General features: G+C 52.3%; 15 protein-coding genes. All 15 read left to right on the plus strand.

From position 1 onward, the window contains the following. The first annotated feature begins 5 nt into the window (after nt 1-5). The 15 genes from LJ739_RS17505 to LJ739_RS17575 all read left to right on the plus strand — a co-directional run bounded on the left by LJ739_RS17505 (nt 6) and on the right by LJ739_RS17575 (nt 14,239). Nucleotides 6-527 (plus strand): MotA/TolQ/ExbB proton channel family protein, encoded by a 522-nt coding sequence (locus LJ739_RS17505; protein WP_229162851.1) that lies wholly within the window; start codon nt 6-8, stop codon nt 525-527. A 56-nt stretch (nt 528-583) separates the two neighbouring features. Then, nucleotides 584-991 carry an ExbD/TolR family protein gene (locus tag LJ739_RS17510; RefSeq protein ID WP_229162593.1) on the plus strand — a complete coding sequence of 136 codons (408 nt, stop codon included), beginning with the start codon at nt 584-586 and terminating at the stop codon, nt 989-991. A 3-nt stretch (nt 992-994) separates the two neighbouring features. Then, nucleotides 995-1,603: an energy transducer TonB gene (locus LJ739_RS17515; RefSeq protein ID WP_229162595.1), complete on the plus strand. Its 609-nt coding sequence runs from the start codon at nt 995-997 to the stop codon at nt 1,601-1,603. Nucleotides 1,604-1,614: 11 nt separating this feature from the next. Continuing rightward, complete coding sequence (locus tag LJ739_RS17520) at nt 1,615-2,943, plus strand: tetratricopeptide repeat protein (RefSeq protein ID WP_407646808.1); 1,329 nt, start codon at nt 1,615-1,617, stop codon at nt 2,941-2,943. A gap of 128 nt (nt 2,944-3,071) precedes the next feature. Then, the gene (locus LJ739_RS17525) at nt 3,072-4,115 is read left to right on the plus strand and encodes a PstS family phosphate ABC transporter substrate-binding protein (RefSeq protein ID WP_229162597.1); all 1,044 of its coding nucleotides are present in this window, start codon (nt 3,072-3,074) and stop codon (nt 4,113-4,115) included. A gap of 130 nt (nt 4,116-4,245) precedes the next feature. Continuing rightward, nucleotides 4,246-5,634 (plus strand): phosphate ABC transporter permease subunit PstC, encoded by a 1,389-nt coding sequence (gene pstC / locus LJ739_RS17530; RefSeq protein WP_229162600.1) that lies wholly within the window; start codon nt 4,246-4,248, stop codon nt 5,632-5,634. A gap of 10 nt (nt 5,635-5,644) precedes the next feature. Beyond that, on the plus strand, nt 5,645-6,937 hold the full coding sequence (pstA, locus tag LJ739_RS17535; protein WP_229162602.1) for a phosphate ABC transporter permease PstA: 1,293 nt from the start codon (nt 5,645-5,647) through the stop codon (nt 6,935-6,937). Between the two features lie 138 nt (nt 6,938-7,075). Continuing rightward, entirely contained in the window at nt 7,076-7,822 is a 747-nt protein-coding gene (gene pstB, locus LJ739_RS17540; RefSeq protein WP_229162855.1) for a phosphate ABC transporter ATP-binding protein PstB, read from the plus strand. An 11-nt stretch (nt 7,823-7,833) separates the two neighbouring features. Then, nucleotides 7,834-8,553 carry a phosphate signaling complex protein PhoU gene (phoU, locus tag LJ739_RS17545; protein ID WP_229162604.1) on the plus strand — a complete coding sequence of 240 codons (720 nt, stop codon included), beginning with the start codon at nt 7,834-7,836 and terminating at the stop codon, nt 8,551-8,553. A 241-nt stretch (nt 8,554-8,794) separates the two neighbouring features. Next, nucleotides 8,795-9,703, plus strand: a complete 909-nt coding sequence (locus tag LJ739_RS17550; RefSeq protein WP_229162607.1) for a porin — start codon at nt 8,795-8,797, stop codon at nt 9,701-9,703. 124 nt (nt 9,704-9,827) lie between these two features. After that, complete coding sequence (locus tag LJ739_RS17555; RefSeq protein ID WP_229162611.1) at nt 9,828-10,739, plus strand: hydrogen peroxide-inducible genes activator; 912 nt, start codon at nt 9,828-9,830, stop codon at nt 10,737-10,739. 80 nt (nt 10,740-10,819) lie between these two features. After that, on the plus strand, nt 10,820-11,368 hold the full coding sequence (locus LJ739_RS17560; RefSeq protein ID WP_229162613.1) for an RNA polymerase sigma factor: 549 nt from the start codon (nt 10,820-10,822) through the stop codon (nt 11,366-11,368). Next, entirely contained in the window at nt 11,355-12,026 is a 672-nt protein-coding gene (locus LJ739_RS17565; RefSeq protein ID WP_229162616.1) for a hypothetical protein, read from the plus strand. The genes LJ739_RS17560 and LJ739_RS17565 overlap by 14 nt, the downstream gene beginning before the upstream one ends. Nucleotides 12,027-12,036: 10 nt before the next feature. Continuing rightward, a complete protein-coding gene (locus LJ739_RS17570) occupies nt 12,037-12,963 on the plus strand; it encodes a hypothetical protein (RefSeq protein ID WP_229162618.1) in 927 nt (308 codons plus the stop codon). A gap of 148 nt (nt 12,964-13,111) precedes the next feature. After that, entirely contained in the window at nt 13,112-14,239 is a 1,128-nt protein-coding gene (locus LJ739_RS17575; RefSeq protein ID WP_229162620.1) for a beta-ketoacyl-ACP synthase III, read from the plus strand. Nucleotides 14,240-14,256: the final 17 nt, after the last annotated feature.

Consider the following 14,256-nt stretch of genomic DNA (forward strand, 5'->3'; position numbering starts at 1 on the left):
TGGTGTTGGTCGGAATTTTCGAAGCAATTCGGGATTTCATCGAGACCGGCGGCGGTGTGCTGCTGGTCATCGGGTTCCTCATCTTTTGCATGTGGATCCTCATCCTTGAGCGGGTGTTCTATGTGTTCGTGACCCACAAGGCTTATCGCGATGCGCTGCTGGCCAATTGGCGAGCCAGAGCAGATCGATCTTCCTGGAATGCAGAACAAATCCGTCAGGCAATGATTTCCCGGGTATCGCTGCGCATTAACAGCGGACTACCCATCATTCAGGCGCTGGTCGCCCTGTGTCCTCTGCTCGGATTGATGGGCACGGTCACGGGCATGATTGAGGTGTTCGAAGTGATGGCCATTTCCGGCTCCGGTAATGCCCGCTCGATGGCCTCCGGCGTTTCCAAAGCAACCATCCCGACAATGGCGGGCATGGTCGGCGCACTGTCTGGCGTGTTTGCCTCGACCTGGTTGGCGCGTAAAGCTCGACGTGAGCGCCTTCATCTGGAAGACGCGCTGGAATTAAAACGCCACTGATTGGCATAGCCTGACCCGGTGTAAAGGTCAGCAAATAGCATGAAGGTAAACCTGTTATGAAACAGCATTTTCAAAACCTGGTGGAAGAAGAAGAAGCCGCCATCGACATGACGCCCATGTTGGATGTGGTGTTCATCATGTTGATTTTCTTCATCGTGACGGCGTCATTTGTAAAAGAAGCCGGTATTGATGTAAACCGTCCCGAAGCGGCGACGGCGGTGCAAAAAGATCGTGCCAATATCCTGGTCGGGATCAGCGACAAGGGTGAAATCTGGATCAACAAACGTCGCATTGACGTGCGGGCCGTGCAAGCCAACATTGAACGCCTGCATGCTGAGAATCCGCAGGGCACGGTGGTGATCCAGGCCGATAAAAAGGCTACCACTGACACCTTGATCAAAGTGATGGATGCAGCCCGGGCTGCCGGTGTGTTTGACGTTTCCATTGCCGCTGAAGAGCCGTAAGCCATGCAAAGATTCATTGTTGCCATAGTGCTGTCCTTCCTGATCACGGCCGGGTTGTTCTACCTGATGCAGGCGCTGATCAAAAGTGGGGATGGCCAACTGAGCGAGCCACCCCAGGGCAGTGTGCTGGACTTTGTGCGGGTGAAGCAGGAAGAAACGGTACAAAAGAAAGATCGTAAGCCGAAGAAGCCACCCAAGCCGGAGCAGCCACCGCCGCAGATGGAGCAGCCGAGCCTGGACTCCCCCAGTCCCGAGGGCAAGGGCAGTGGTTTTGACTTTTCTGCCGATGCCGCGGCTGATGTTGCTTTGGACGGAGGATTAGCACTCGAGTCCGGCGACGGCGAGTATCTGCCTATCGTTAAGGTCGCACCGGTCTATCCGCGCCGTGCACTGTCGCGGGGCATCGAGGGCTATGTGATCGTTGAGTTTACGGTGACCAAGCAAGGATCGGTACGTGACCCGATGGTTATCGAGGCCGAGCCACAGGGCATTTTTGAACAGGCCGCGATGGATGCAGCAATGAAGTTCAAGTACAAGCCCCGAGTGGTGAACGGCGAAGCGGCCGAAGTGGCTGGTGTGCAGAACCGTATTACGTTTCAGATTGATGGTTGAGGGCAATGACAATGGCTAAAATGATGACTTATCCCGCATTCCTGAGCCTGATTGCAGTGCTCCTGACGACCACCACCGTCAGTGTGGTGCTGCCGTCGGGCCAGGCATTTGCCCAATCGGAGCAGCAGGAGCGTAAAACCCGCCGTACTCCGGCGCTGCGTGCGAAAGTGTATGATCAACTGGCACGGGCACAGGCATTGGCTGACGAAGATAAGACGGATGAAGCCATTGTTGCGCTGGATAACGTAAAAGAGAAAGCCGCATCGATGAACAGCTATGAGCTGGCGATGATGTACAACTTTTACGGGTTTATTTATTACAACATTGAAGACTACAACCAGGCGATTGCGGCCTTTGAACAGGTGGTTGAGCAACAGCCCATCCCCGAGTCTTTCGAACAAAGTACCTTGTTCAGTCTTGCCCAGTTGCACATGATGCAGGGCAACTACGATAAAACCATTCAGTTCCTGGAACGCTGGGAAGGGCTGCAAAAAGGCGACATTCCGGCCAAAAACCTGGTCCTGAAAGCCCAGGCGATGTATCAGAAAAAAGATTATCAGGCCGCATCCGATTATATCAACAAGGCCATCGAGCGGGTTGAAAGCGACCCGGAGAAAGGTGTTGCCGAAGAGAACTGGTATGTGCTGCAGCGGGCGGTTTACTACGAGTTGAAGCAGCCACGCAAGGTCACAGAAGTGTTGGTTAAATTGGTCAAACACTTCAATCAGCCCCAGTACTGGGTCCAGTTAGGCGGCATGTACGGTGAGATTGGTGAAGAAGAGAAGCAATTGGCGATTCTGGAGTCGGCGTATCAGCAAGGGTTTATTACCAGTGCGGGCGACATCTTCAATCTTGCACAACTGTATTACTATCATCAGGTGCCTTACAAAGCCGCTGCGCTGATGGAAAAGGCCATCAATGACGGGGTGCTGGAAGAAAACTTACGCAATCTGCGTTTTCTGGCCAATAGTTGGCAGGCCGCCAAGGAAAAAACACAGGCGATCACCACATTGCGCGCTGCCGCGCAGTTATCTGACGATGGCGAGCTGGATGCCCAGTTGGCTCAACTGTACCTGAATCAGGATGCCCACTCTGAGGCCATTGACGCCGGATTACGAGCATTGGAGAAAGGTGGATTGCGCAACCCCGGCATCACCCATCTGGTGCTGGGCATGGCGTACTTTAACCAGGGCGACTATGTGGATGCCCTGGATCAACTGGCCAGCGCCGAGTCTTTTGAACGCAGCAAAGCCATGGCCCAGCAATGGCGTCGCTACGTCGAAACAGAACGAACGACGCAACAACAGCGCGGGGATTTACTCTCCGCCGCATCAGAATAAGGGGCTCAGGCCCCTTTTTTTACGCCTCCTGCAGAACGAATTTTAACTTTCTTGCTGGCTGTAACATAAGTGTCATAAACCTGTCATATACTGGCCGCGTTTTCAAAGAACAACCGTTGGATATGACTATGAAAAAGCCATTATTGATTTCTGCAATTGCCTTGTCAGGCGTACTGATGAGTGGTGCTGCACAGGCAGCCCGTGACTACATCAACATCGTGGGTTCATCCACTGTATACCCATTTTCTACGGTAGTAGCAGAGCGTTTCGGCAAATCTACCCAGTATAAAACACCCAAGGTAGAGTCTACCGGTTCAGGTGGTGGCCTGAAATTGTTCTGTCAGGGTGTAGGTGTTCAACACCCGGACATCGCTAATGCCTCTCGCCGCATTAAAGCGACTGAAGTTGCGCTGTGTGCTGAGAACGGTGTGGAAGAAATCGTTGAAGTGCTGATTGGTTTTGACGGTATCGTGATTGGTAACTCTGTTGAAGGTACCCGTTTCAACCTGAGCCGTCGTGACCTGTTCCTGGCGTTGGCCAAAGAAGTGCCTAACCCGGATGGCTCTGAAACGCTGGTTGAAAACCCGTACACAACCTGGAAGCAAGTGAATGCTTCTTTACCTGACCTGGAAATTGAAGTGTTGGGTCCTCCTCCGACGTCCGGTACCCGTGATGCTTTCGCTGAGCTGGCACTGGAAGGTGGCTGTAAGACCTATGACTGGATTAAAGCGCTGAAAAAAGCCGACAAGAAGCGTTATAAAGGTATCTGTCATACCGTGCGTGAAGACGGTCCTTTCATCGAAGCCGGTGAGAACGACAACCTGATCGTACAGAAACTGAATGCAAACCCTGATGCATTGGGTATCTTCGGTTTCAGTTTCCTGGACCAGAACGCTGACCAAATTCAGGGTTCAATGATTGATGGCGTTGAGCCAACGTTTGATTCTATCTCTGACGGTGGCTATCCTGTGTCACGCCCGCTGTACTTCTACGTTAAGAAGGCCCATGTTGGCGTTATCCCGGGAATGAAAGAATACCTGGCTGAATTTACCAGTAACAAAGCCTTCGGCGAAGAAGGGTATCTGACTGAAAAAGGCATGATCCCGCTGGGTGATGAAAAACGTGCTGAAGTCAAAGCTAACGTTCAAGCGCTGAAAAAACTGGTACTGTAATCCGCCGCGCGCAGTACCTCGGTACTACGCTGCGAGACCAAGCCGGCCTGATAAACAACAGGCTGGCTTTTTTACACTTAGCCGGTTGCTTTTTTAAAGCGACCTGACCAATAACCAACAGAGAGTTATCATGACGACCTCGATGTTACTACTCGTTGCCCTGCTACTGGCTGCTTCGGCCTTTGTATTTGGTCGACAACGCTCCGTTGCTTTGGCCAAACCGCTGGGCGGACAACGTCATCTGGATTCGCTGCCGTTCTACTACGGCGCCCTGACAGCGTTGTGGTGTGGCGTACCTGCATTGATGCTGTTGAGCCTGTGGATCATGTTTGATGATGTGATCATTCGCCAGGTACTGATCAACGCACTGCCAATGGATGTGCAGGCGTTACCCGCCACTGACCTGAGCCTGGTGCTTAACACCATCAGCAATATTGCCGAAACCGGTTCTGCTGGCTTGCAACCAGAACCTTATGTCGTCGAGGCGGCAGAACGTTTGCGTGCACTGCACGGCATCAACCAGATGGCGATGACCGTCGGCGTTATCAGTGTGGCGTTGATCACCGCGTTATTTGCCTGGCAGCGCATTGGCGTAAAGCTTCAGGCCCGAATTAAGGTCGAAAAGGCGTTCAAAAATGGGCTGCTGGTGTGTGCTTCTATCGCCATTTTTACCACTGCCGGGATTGTTCTGTCGGTATTGTTCGAGTCGATCCGCTTTTTCCAATCGGTGCCCATCACCGAATTCCTGTTTGGACTTGAGTGGAGCCCGCAGATGGCAATCCGTGCCGATCAGGTCGGTGGCTCCGGTGCATTTGGTGCAGTTCCACTGTTTGCCGGTACGGTATTGATTTCAGTGCTTGCAATGCTGATTGCGGTACCTGCCGGTCTGATGGCAGCGATTTATTTGTCGGAATATGCCAGCCCCAAGGTGCGCAGCACGGTGAAGCCGATGCTGGAAGTACTGGCCGGTGTTCCGACCGTTGTTTACGGCTTTTTTGCCGCCCTGACTGTCGCACCGTTTATCCGCGACAGTGGCGGTCTGCTGGGACTGGACGTGTCGTCCGAAAGTGCCCTGGCCGCTGGCCTGGTCATGGGCGTCATGATCATTCCGTTCGTATCGTCTTTGTCAGATGACGTGATCAATGCGGTGCCTCAATCCTTGCGTGACGGTTCTTACGGCTTGGGTGCAACCCAGTCTGAAACCATTAAACAGGTGGTGATCCCTGCGGCGTTGCCAGGCATCGTCGGTGGTGTTTTGCTGGCCGTTTCCCGTGCCATCGGTGAAACCATGATTGTGGTCATGGCCGCCGGTCTGGCCGCCCATCTGACCGCAAATCCATTGGAGTCGGTGACGACTGTAACCGTACAAATTGTGACATTGCTGGTTGGTGACCAAGAGTTCAACAGTCCGAAAACCCTGTCTGCCTTTGCGCTGGGTCTGATGTTGTTCCTGGTGACTCTGGTGTTGAACTACGTGGCCTTGCATGTGGTGAAACGCTACCGCGAGCAGTATGAGTAAGGAGCCTGCAATGACTGATAAGCAAACTGAAATGACCACCATGGACAAGGTCAACCAGAGCCTGGCACGGCGTTACCGTGCTGAGCGTCGGTTCCGTGCCTACGGAATGGCGGCTATCCTGTTTGGACTGGCTTGTCTGGTGGTCTTGTTTACCGACATCATCGGCAAAGGCCACAGCGCCTTCCTGCAGACCTATGTCGCGATGGAGATTACGTACGACAGTGACGTGCTGGAACTGTCGGATCCATCCGACAGCAACGCAGTGGCGCGGGCGGATTTTCAGGGGCTGGTGAAACAGTCCTTGCGCGACACTTTCAGCGATGTCAGCGGCCGCCGCGACAAGCGAGCGTTATATGCGCTGATCAGCAACGGTGCGGGATTTGCGTTGCGTGACCGACTGGCCAACGATCCATCGTTGCTAAACCGTTCGGAGACCGTCTGGTTGCTGGCCGATGACGATGTTGACACCTACGTGAAAAGTCGTGACGACGAAGGTGGTGCGTTTACCGGCCGTCTGAACGAAAAGCAAATCGCCTGGGTTGAGCAACTGATCGCTGACAATGCGGTGGAAAAACGTTTCAACACCACATTGTTTACCGCCGGAGATTCCCGCGAGCCCGAACAGGCCGGTATCCTCGGTGCCATGATGGGTTCGTTGTTCACCTTACTGGTCACCATTGCGCTGTCGTTCCCGATTGGGGTTGCTGCGGCGGTTTACCTGGAAGAGTATGCACCGAAAAATCGTTTTACTGATTTTATCGAAGTGAACATCAATAACCTGGCGGCGGTTCCTTCGATCATCTTTGGTCTGTTGGGGCTGGCGATTTTCATTGGTTTCTTTGAAATGCACCGTTCTATTCCGCTGGTGGGCGGTCTGGTATTGACCCTGATGACATTGCCGACCATTATCATCAGTAGTCGTGCTGCCATTAAGGCTGTTCCTCCGTCGATCCGCGATGCGGCTTATGGTTTGGGTGCCTCGAAAATGCAGGTGGTGATGCACCACGTGCTGCCGCTGGCGATGCCGGGTATGTTGACCGGTGCCATCATTGGTTTCGCCCAGGCATTGGGTGAAACGGCGCCCCTGCTGATGATCGGTATGGTGGCCTTTATTGTGGATATTCCCGGTGGTGTCAGTGATCCTGCTACCGCATTACCGGTACAAATTTTCCTGTGGTCAGATAGCCCTGAACGGGCATTTGTCGAGCGAACGTCAGCTGCCATTATGGTGTTGCTCGCGTTCCTGATTTCAATGAATACCCTGGCCATTTGGCTGCGTAAGCGACTTGAGCGTCGCTGGTAACAGGAGACAAGAATTGTGGAAGCTGTAATGAAAGAGACTCAAACTGAAAACCTGACCGAGCGTGCTGAGCAGAAGGATCATTTGCAACAGGAGCACACGGGTGAAACGGTTGGCACCTCATTTTGCAATGATGCCAAAATGTCGATGCGCAATGTGAATGTGTACTACGGTGACAAGCAGGCGATTCACAATGTCAGCCTGGACATCGGTCGCAACGAAGTGGTAGCGATGATCGGTCCGTCAGGCTGTGGTAAGTCGACCTTCCTGCGTTGCATGAACCGCATGAATGACACCATAGAGTCCTGCCGGATCGACGGTGAATTCATCCTGGATGGCGCAGACATCTATCATGCCAAGCAGGATGTGGTGCCGTTGCGGGCCAAAGTTGGCATGGTATTCCAGAAGCCGAACCCGTTCCCCAAATCGATTTACGATAACGTTGCTTACGGGCCTCGTGTACACGGTCTGGCTGACCGTCGTTCTGATCTGGATGAAATCGTTGAGGTCAGCCTGCGTCGCGCGGGGTTGTGGGAAGAGGTTAAAGATCGACTAAACTCTCCTGGTACAGGGTTGTCAGGTGGTCAGCAGCAACGTCTGTGTATTGCCCGCACCATCGCGGTAAGTCCGGAAGTGATCCTGATGGACGAGCCGTGCTCAGCACTGGACCCTATTGCCACGGCGAAAATTGAAGAATTGATTGCAGAGCTGAGTGAGAACTTCACCATCGCTATCGTAACGCACTCAATGCAACAGGCGGCCCGTGTGTCTGACAGAACCGCTTATTTCCACATGGGTAAGCTGATTGAAGTGAATGACACCAAACGTGTGTTCACCAATCCAGAGCATGATTTGACCGAGGCTTACATTACCGGTCGCTTTGGGTAACAGGAGGAAGTATGGATAAGTTACATTTGGACAAACACATTTCTCAACAGTTTGACTCAGAGCTTGAAGATCTGAAAAGTCAGGTGCTGGAAATGGGTGGCATGGTTGAACAGCAGATCATCGATGCGGTTGAATCGCTGGAGTCTGCCGACAGCAAACTGGCGGAAAAAGTCATGCGTATCGAAGATGAAATCGATTTGCGTGAAGTGGCACTGGACGAAGCTTGTATGACAGTGTTGGCGTGTCGTCAACCGGCTGCCTCCGATTTGCGCATGGTGCTGACCGTGACCAAAATGACCCGCGATTTGGAACGCATGGGTGACGAAGCGCAGAAGATCGCCAAGATGGCCATCTCATTGACCCAGGACGGCGCAGCGCCGGGCGGGTATGAAGAGGTGCGTCACATGGGCACTCAGGTGCAGAACATGGTGCACTCGGTATTGGATGCATTTGCCCGTTTTGACGTAGAAAAGGCCCTGAATGTGGCCAAGGCCGATAAGCAGGTGGATCGTGAATACAAATCCGCGATGCGTGAAATCGTCACCTACATGATGGAAGACCCCCGTTCTATTGGTCGGGTAATGAATATCCTGTGGGCGCTACGTTCGCTGGAGCGCATTGGTGATCATACCCGCAATCTGGCCGAGCACATTATCTTCCTGGTCAAAGGCCTGGATGTTCGCCACGTGACCGTGAGCGAAATTGAGCGCAAAATTCAGAAAAGCCAGTAACAGCGTGATCTGAAATGGATTTAAAAAAGCCACCTTCGGGTGGCTTTTTTATTTCTCATTTTTGTCATATTTAGGCTAGGTTTATGTACGTTTATTGCTGTAAATCAAGGCGTTGCAAAGATTGATTGACACATAAATGTCATTCAATATTCATCTAATTGTCACGTTGTCACACAATTGTAATAAAAGTGCCATATAGTTGCGCGCAACTAGCCAATATGACACGTTTGAGGGCACACACATGAAAGCGACACACACGTTATTGGGCGCAATGATTGCGGCAGGTTCTTTGGTTCCGGCAATGGCTGAGCCATTGACCGTTTACGGTAAAGCCAACCTGTCTGCACAACTGGCCGACGAAGGTGAAGGCAGCTTCACTGAACTGAAAAGTAATGCGTCACGGTTCGGCGTTAAAGGTGAAACCGCACTGGAAAACGGTCTGGAAGTGTTTTACCAGATCGAGTGGCAGGTAGATCTGGCCGATTTGTCCGGTGATGACAACATCAAGTCTCGTGACCAGTATGTGGGTGTTCGTGGCGATTTCGGTTCCCTTTACGCAGGTCGAGCCAACACCGTGCTGAAAAACTGGAGCAAGCCGGTTGATCTGTTCAATGACTACGAAGCCGACCTGAAAGGTTTGTGGAAAGGTGAAAACCGTGTTTCTGACTCGGTGAATTACATCAGCCCGTCTTTTGGTGGATTCACCTTCGGTATCAACTACATGATGGAAGACGACGTTGACGGTGAAGACGGTGTTACTGTTGGTGTTCACTACGGTGATGCAAAGCTGAAGAAATCAGCCTTTTATGCAGCTGTGCTGGTCGAACAGGACATGGGCGGTTATGACACCCAGCGTGTGATTGTCAGCACCAAACTGGACAGCGTTACCCTGGGTGCTGCATTGCACTCTCAGGAGCCTGCTGCCGGTGGCGACAGCAAAAACGGTTATCTGGTCAGCGCCCAGTATGGTCTGGATGCGTGGAAATTCAAACTGCAGTATCAGACCCTGGAAGATGACAACAGTGTCAGCATCGGCGCTGACTACAAACTGGGCAAAAACACCAAAGCGTATGCCTGGTACACCGATCGCAGCCTGGACCAGAGCGAAGACAAGTCCTGGTTGGCGGTTGGACTGGAACACAAGTTCTAATCCATTGTTGATCAGTGAAAAGCCGCCTTTGGGCGGCTTTTTTTATGCCTGCAATGGTGCCTCGAATAATTGCTAATTTTGATGTAAAGTTTCTCAGTTAATCGCTTTTACAAATGAGAAACTTATGAAGTGGCCCAACCTTAAGCACCTCTACTACCTGGTGACTCTGCATCAGGAGCAACATTTCAATCGTGCCGCTCAGCACTGTCACGTCAGTCAATCTACCCTGTCGACCGCGATTCAGAACCTCGAAGAACAGTTTGGCACCCAGTTGTTGGAACGGGATCACAAGACCTTTGTGTTCACCCCTTTCGGTCTCGAATTGGTCGAGCGCAGTCGCAAATTGCTGAATGACGCCAGTGAATTGGTTGATTTTGCCCGTTCTGCAGGGAATTGGCAGGCCGGCACACTCAAGCTGGGGGTGATCCCTACCATTGCCCCGTTCTTATTTGAAGGCTTGATTGCCAAGGTCAACAGTGCCTTGCCGGAATTGAGCCTGCAGCTACAGGAAGATACCACCGCTAATCTGTTGTCACAGTTGAATGAAGGTATGCTGGATGTACTGATCCTGGCCCTGCCGATGGAAACGCCGGGCTGCAAACAGCTGGTGTTGGGCCACGACCCTTTTCACCTGATTGCCCATAGCGATCTGGTCGGTACCCTGCCCCAGCCGATGGATGTCGGTGCCTTGCCCAAACACAGCGTTTTCTTACTGCAGCAGGAACATTGCATGACCGGTCACGCGGTCAGCGCCTGTGGATTGCAGCACAAAGAGCAAGTCAGTTCATTGGCAGCCAGCAGCCTGTATACGCTGGTACAGCTTGCCAACAGCAAGCTGGGCTTTACCTTTATGCCGGAACTGGCGATTAAGCATCACATTCTGGGCAATACGCCACTGGTGTCGATGCCGGCCGAGGACAATGCTTACCGGGAAATCGGCCTGGTGTGGCGCAGCGGTACGACAAGAATGCGATTGTTTCGCTACCTGGCCGAGCTGCTTGCGCCCTTGATGCCGATGCCGACATTGGATAAATAAAAAAATGTGCAAAAAAACCAAACTATTTTTCCCATGCCATCGACTTACTTCACACCTATACACCACAACTGGAACCGTTCGTGTTTGAGAAAAGCGATGAAAAGCTGGTAACCCAAGCCCTGGAAGGCAACAAAAAGGCGTGGTTAAGCTTGCTCAAACGGTATGAAAAGCCGATTTACAACTACGGTGTCAGAATGACCGGTAATCCTGATGATGCGCTGGATCTGATGCAGGAAGTGTTTGTGTCAGTGTTTCGCAACCTCAGCCACTTTCGCGGTGAAGGCAGCTTTAAAAGCTGGTGTTTTAAAATTGCCCATTACCGTTGTATTGAGTTTTACCGCCGTAAGCGTCCAACCCAAGGCATGGATGATACGCCCGAACTGGTCTGTGATAGCGCCACACCGGAGCAAAACCTGTTAGCCGGCGCCGGCAATCAACAATTGGCCGGTGCCATGCAGCAATTACCATTGGCGCAGAAAGCGGTGGTTGAATTGAAATTTTTTGGTCAGTTTACCTTTGAGGAAATCGCCGACCAACTTGGCATTTCTGCCAACACGGCGAAATCCCGTCTGTACACCGGGTTGGCCAAACTGAAAACAATTATGGAGGTGGATTATGCCCAGGCATGACAATGAAACCTTATTGGCGGCATGGCTTGAAGGCCGTCTGGATGACGAGCAGCGCACACAGTTTGAACAGCGTTGCAGTGAAGATGCCGAGTTTGCCGCCCAGGTCGAGATGGCCAATCTGGCCGTGGTTGAGGCGGAGCAGTACAAACCCATGTCGGTGCCGAACTGGGATCGGGACAGCACCTTTGTGGCGCCAGAGCGTAAACGTTGGTGGCATTGGCAGGGGCTGCCGGTCGCGTCAATGGCGATGTCGATGGTGGCGATGGTGATGGTGGTCAGTGGCGCACAATTCACTGTGGATGATGGCAGTGTGACGTTACGGTTTGTATCGCCCATGGACAGCAAGGTGCTGACCGCCATGGTGGATGACAAACTGGCGACCTATCAGCAATCCCAGCAACTGGCATTGAACGACTTTGCGACGTCGATGCGCCAGCAACAGTTGGATGCCAGTACCCAGTTGACCAACTACCTGCTGACCTCGAGTCGACAGGAGCGGCGCGAAGATTTTGCTGAATTTATTAAGTTTATCAATCAACAACGCAGCGATGACCAACTGTTTTACGCACGTCAGTTGAACAAGTTGCAGGAACAGATGTATCAGGACCGTCCCGGCGATTGGGCAGAGCCGTCATCGACTAACAGTATTAACGAGTGAGGAAGTTATCATGAAACGATTCATGTCTATCAGTCTGGCAGCAGCCCTGTGCAGTGCATCCATGGGTCAGGCACAGGCGCAAACCGATTTGAGCACCCTGCATGATGAGCTGCAAATCATGTCCAACATCATGCAAACGGCATTGCAACAAAACAATGAGCGCAAGGGGATACGTTTCCGCAGTATTGAAGCCACATACCTGGCCAATCAGGGGGTTGTGTTTGACGTGTCTTCGGCGGGCAGCGGCTTTCAGTTCAGCTTCAATTTTGCCGAAATGCTCTCCGATCTCGACGTGCCGGTCGCTCCGGAACCGCCGGTACATGTCGGTGGAGATGGCAATACCTGGGTAATCGAATTTGACGAGGACTGGGAACAGCAGGTTGAAGAAGTGGCCGAGAGTGCGCGGGAAGCAATGCGGGAAACCAAACATCGGTTACGGGAATTGCGCGAGCGGGAACGTGAATACAGCTGGGAAATGCGCGAGTATGAACGTCGTCGCCGGGATCTTGAGTTTGAAAAGCGCAGTGCGGATAAAGAGAGCCGGGAGCGTCTCGAACAGCGCAGCACAGAACTGGAAAAAGAGCTGAGTAAGCTTAAAGCAAAACAGGCTGAAGTGGAGAAGTACGCCGCGCAAATCGAGAAAGAACAGGAAGAGAATGCCCGCAAGCAGAATGAAGCCAAGCAGCAGGCCTACAAACGCTATCTGGCCAAGTTCGAAGAAAGCGTTGCCGATGTTCTGTGCAAATATGGTGCGGGTCTGAAAGCCTTGCCGGACGATGAAAATGTCAGTTTTGTATTGTCCCGTCTGGGTGATATGAATGGTGCAACCAAACAGGACAAAGTGTATGTGTTTAAGCACAAGGACATCAAAGCCTGTGTCAAAGACAGCATTAATCCTAACCAGCTGTTAACCAAAGCGCAGACTTATTTGTTCTGAGCCGTTTCATCGAAGAGAAAAGAGCCAGCCAGCGTGCTGGCTTTTTTGTGTTTGTCGGCGACAGGTTTTTTCGCTCGCTTAGGTGATGGCTGTCATGACAATCGGCGCCAAAAGCGCTAAGCTAGCGGGGTTAAGAGGACACAGCTTTATGACAAATCCCGTAGTAATCAGTGGCGTTGGGTTATGGACGCCACCCAATAGTGTTAGCAACCAGGAACTGGTGGATAGCTACAATGCCTATGCCGACGCGTTTAACGCACAGCATCGTGAAGACATTGAAGCAGGCCGTGTCGAGGCCAAGCCCCATTCCAGCGCTGAATTCATCGAAAAAGCGTCCGGCATCAAGAGTCGCCATGTGTATATCAAAGAGGGCATTCTGGATATCGAACGGATGCGTCCGGCCATTCCAGAGCGTTCAGACGATGCGTTGTCGCATCAGGCTGAAATCGCTGTTGCCGCAGCGCGCTCTGCGTTAGCCGCAGCCAACAAGTCAGCCGCAGACGTTGATGCCGTTATCGTGTCCTGTGCCTACACCCAACGGGCGTATCCCGCCATTGCCATTGAAGTGCAGGCAGAGCTGGGAATCCAGGGGTTTGGCTTTGATATGCTGGTGGCGTGCAGTGCAGCAACTTTTGGCGTGCACCGCGCCTATGACATGGTCAAAGCCGGCAGCGCCGGATGTGTATTGGTGATCAATCCTGAACTGGTGTCACCGCAAATTAATTACACTGACCGGGACAGCCACTTCATCTTTGGTGACGTCGCAACTGCGATGCTGGTTGAATCGTCAACTACGGCCAATGCCGAGCACTGTTTTGAAATCCTCAGTACTAAGGCGGTTACCCAGTTTTCCAACAACATTCGTTCCAACTTTGGTTACATGAGCCGGGCCTTTGATGGCGACCCTTATGCGGCGGACAAGTTGTTTCATCAGGAAGGACGTAAGGTGTTCAAGGAGGTGTGTCCGATGGCTGCCGAGCATATCGCCGCCCATCTGGGGCAACATCAGCTTACCCCGGCCGATGTCAGACGTTGGTGGTTGCATCAGGCCAACATCAACATGAATACTCTGATCAGCAAGAAGCTGCTTGGCCGTTTGCCGGACAATAACGAAGCGCCAATTGTGTTGGATCGCTATGCGAATACCGCCTCGGCGGGTTCGATCATTGCCTTTGCATTGCATCATGAAGATTTGCAGGCTGGCGATTATGGGTTACTGTGTTCATTCGGTGCCGGTTATTCCATCGGCAGTCTGGTGTTACAAAAACAGGCATAATCCTTTGCAACAGCCTC

The organism is Fluctibacter halophilus, assembly GCF_020687825.1.
In the GTDB taxonomy this organism is placed as follows: domain Bacteria; phylum Pseudomonadota; class Gammaproteobacteria; order Enterobacterales; family Alteromonadaceae; genus Fluctibacter; species Fluctibacter halophilus.

What these genes read in the sequence shown, in the direction of transcription:
- LJ739_RS17510 (WP_229162593.1), top strand. Translation starts at nt 584, where the DNA reads ATGAAACAGCATTTTCAAAACCTGGTGGAAGAAGAAGAAGCCGCCATC.
- LJ739_RS17515 (WP_229162595.1), top strand. Translation starts at nt 995, where the DNA reads ATGCAAAGATTCATTGTTGCCATAGTGCTGTCCTTCCTGATCACGGCC.
- LJ739_RS17520 (WP_407646808.1), top strand. Translation starts at nt 1,615, where the DNA reads ATGGCTAAAATGATGACTTATCCCGCATTCCTGAGCCTGATTGCAGTG.
- LJ739_RS17525 (WP_229162597.1), top strand. Translation starts at nt 3,072, where the DNA reads ATGAAAAAGCCATTATTGATTTCTGCAATTGCCTTGTCAGGCGTACTG.
- pstC (WP_229162600.1), top strand. Translation starts at nt 4,246, where the DNA reads ATGACGACCTCGATGTTACTACTCGTTGCCCTGCTACTGGCTGCTTCG.
- pstA (WP_229162602.1), top strand. Translation starts at nt 5,645, where the DNA reads ATGACTGATAAGCAAACTGAAATGACCACCATGGACAAGGTCAACCAG.
- pstB (WP_229162855.1), top strand. Translation starts at nt 7,076, where the DNA reads ATGTCGATGCGCAATGTGAATGTGTACTACGGTGACAAGCAGGCGATT.
- phoU (WP_229162604.1), top strand. Translation starts at nt 7,834, where the DNA reads ATGGATAAGTTACATTTGGACAAACACATTTCTCAACAGTTTGACTCA.
- LJ739_RS17550 (WP_229162607.1), top strand. Translation starts at nt 8,795, where the DNA reads ATGAAAGCGACACACACGTTATTGGGCGCAATGATTGCGGCAGGTTCT.
- LJ739_RS17555 (WP_229162611.1), top strand. Translation starts at nt 9,828, where the DNA reads ATGAAGTGGCCCAACCTTAAGCACCTCTACTACCTGGTGACTCTGCAT.
- LJ739_RS17565 (WP_229162616.1), top strand. Translation starts at nt 11,355, where the DNA reads ATGCCCAGGCATGACAATGAAACCTTATTGGCGGCATGGCTTGAAGGC.
- LJ739_RS17570 (WP_229162618.1), top strand. Translation starts at nt 12,037, where the DNA reads ATGAAACGATTCATGTCTATCAGTCTGGCAGCAGCCCTGTGCAGTGCA.
- LJ739_RS17575 (WP_229162620.1), top strand. Translation starts at nt 13,112, where the DNA reads ATGACAAATCCCGTAGTAATCAGTGGCGTTGGGTTATGGACGCCACCC.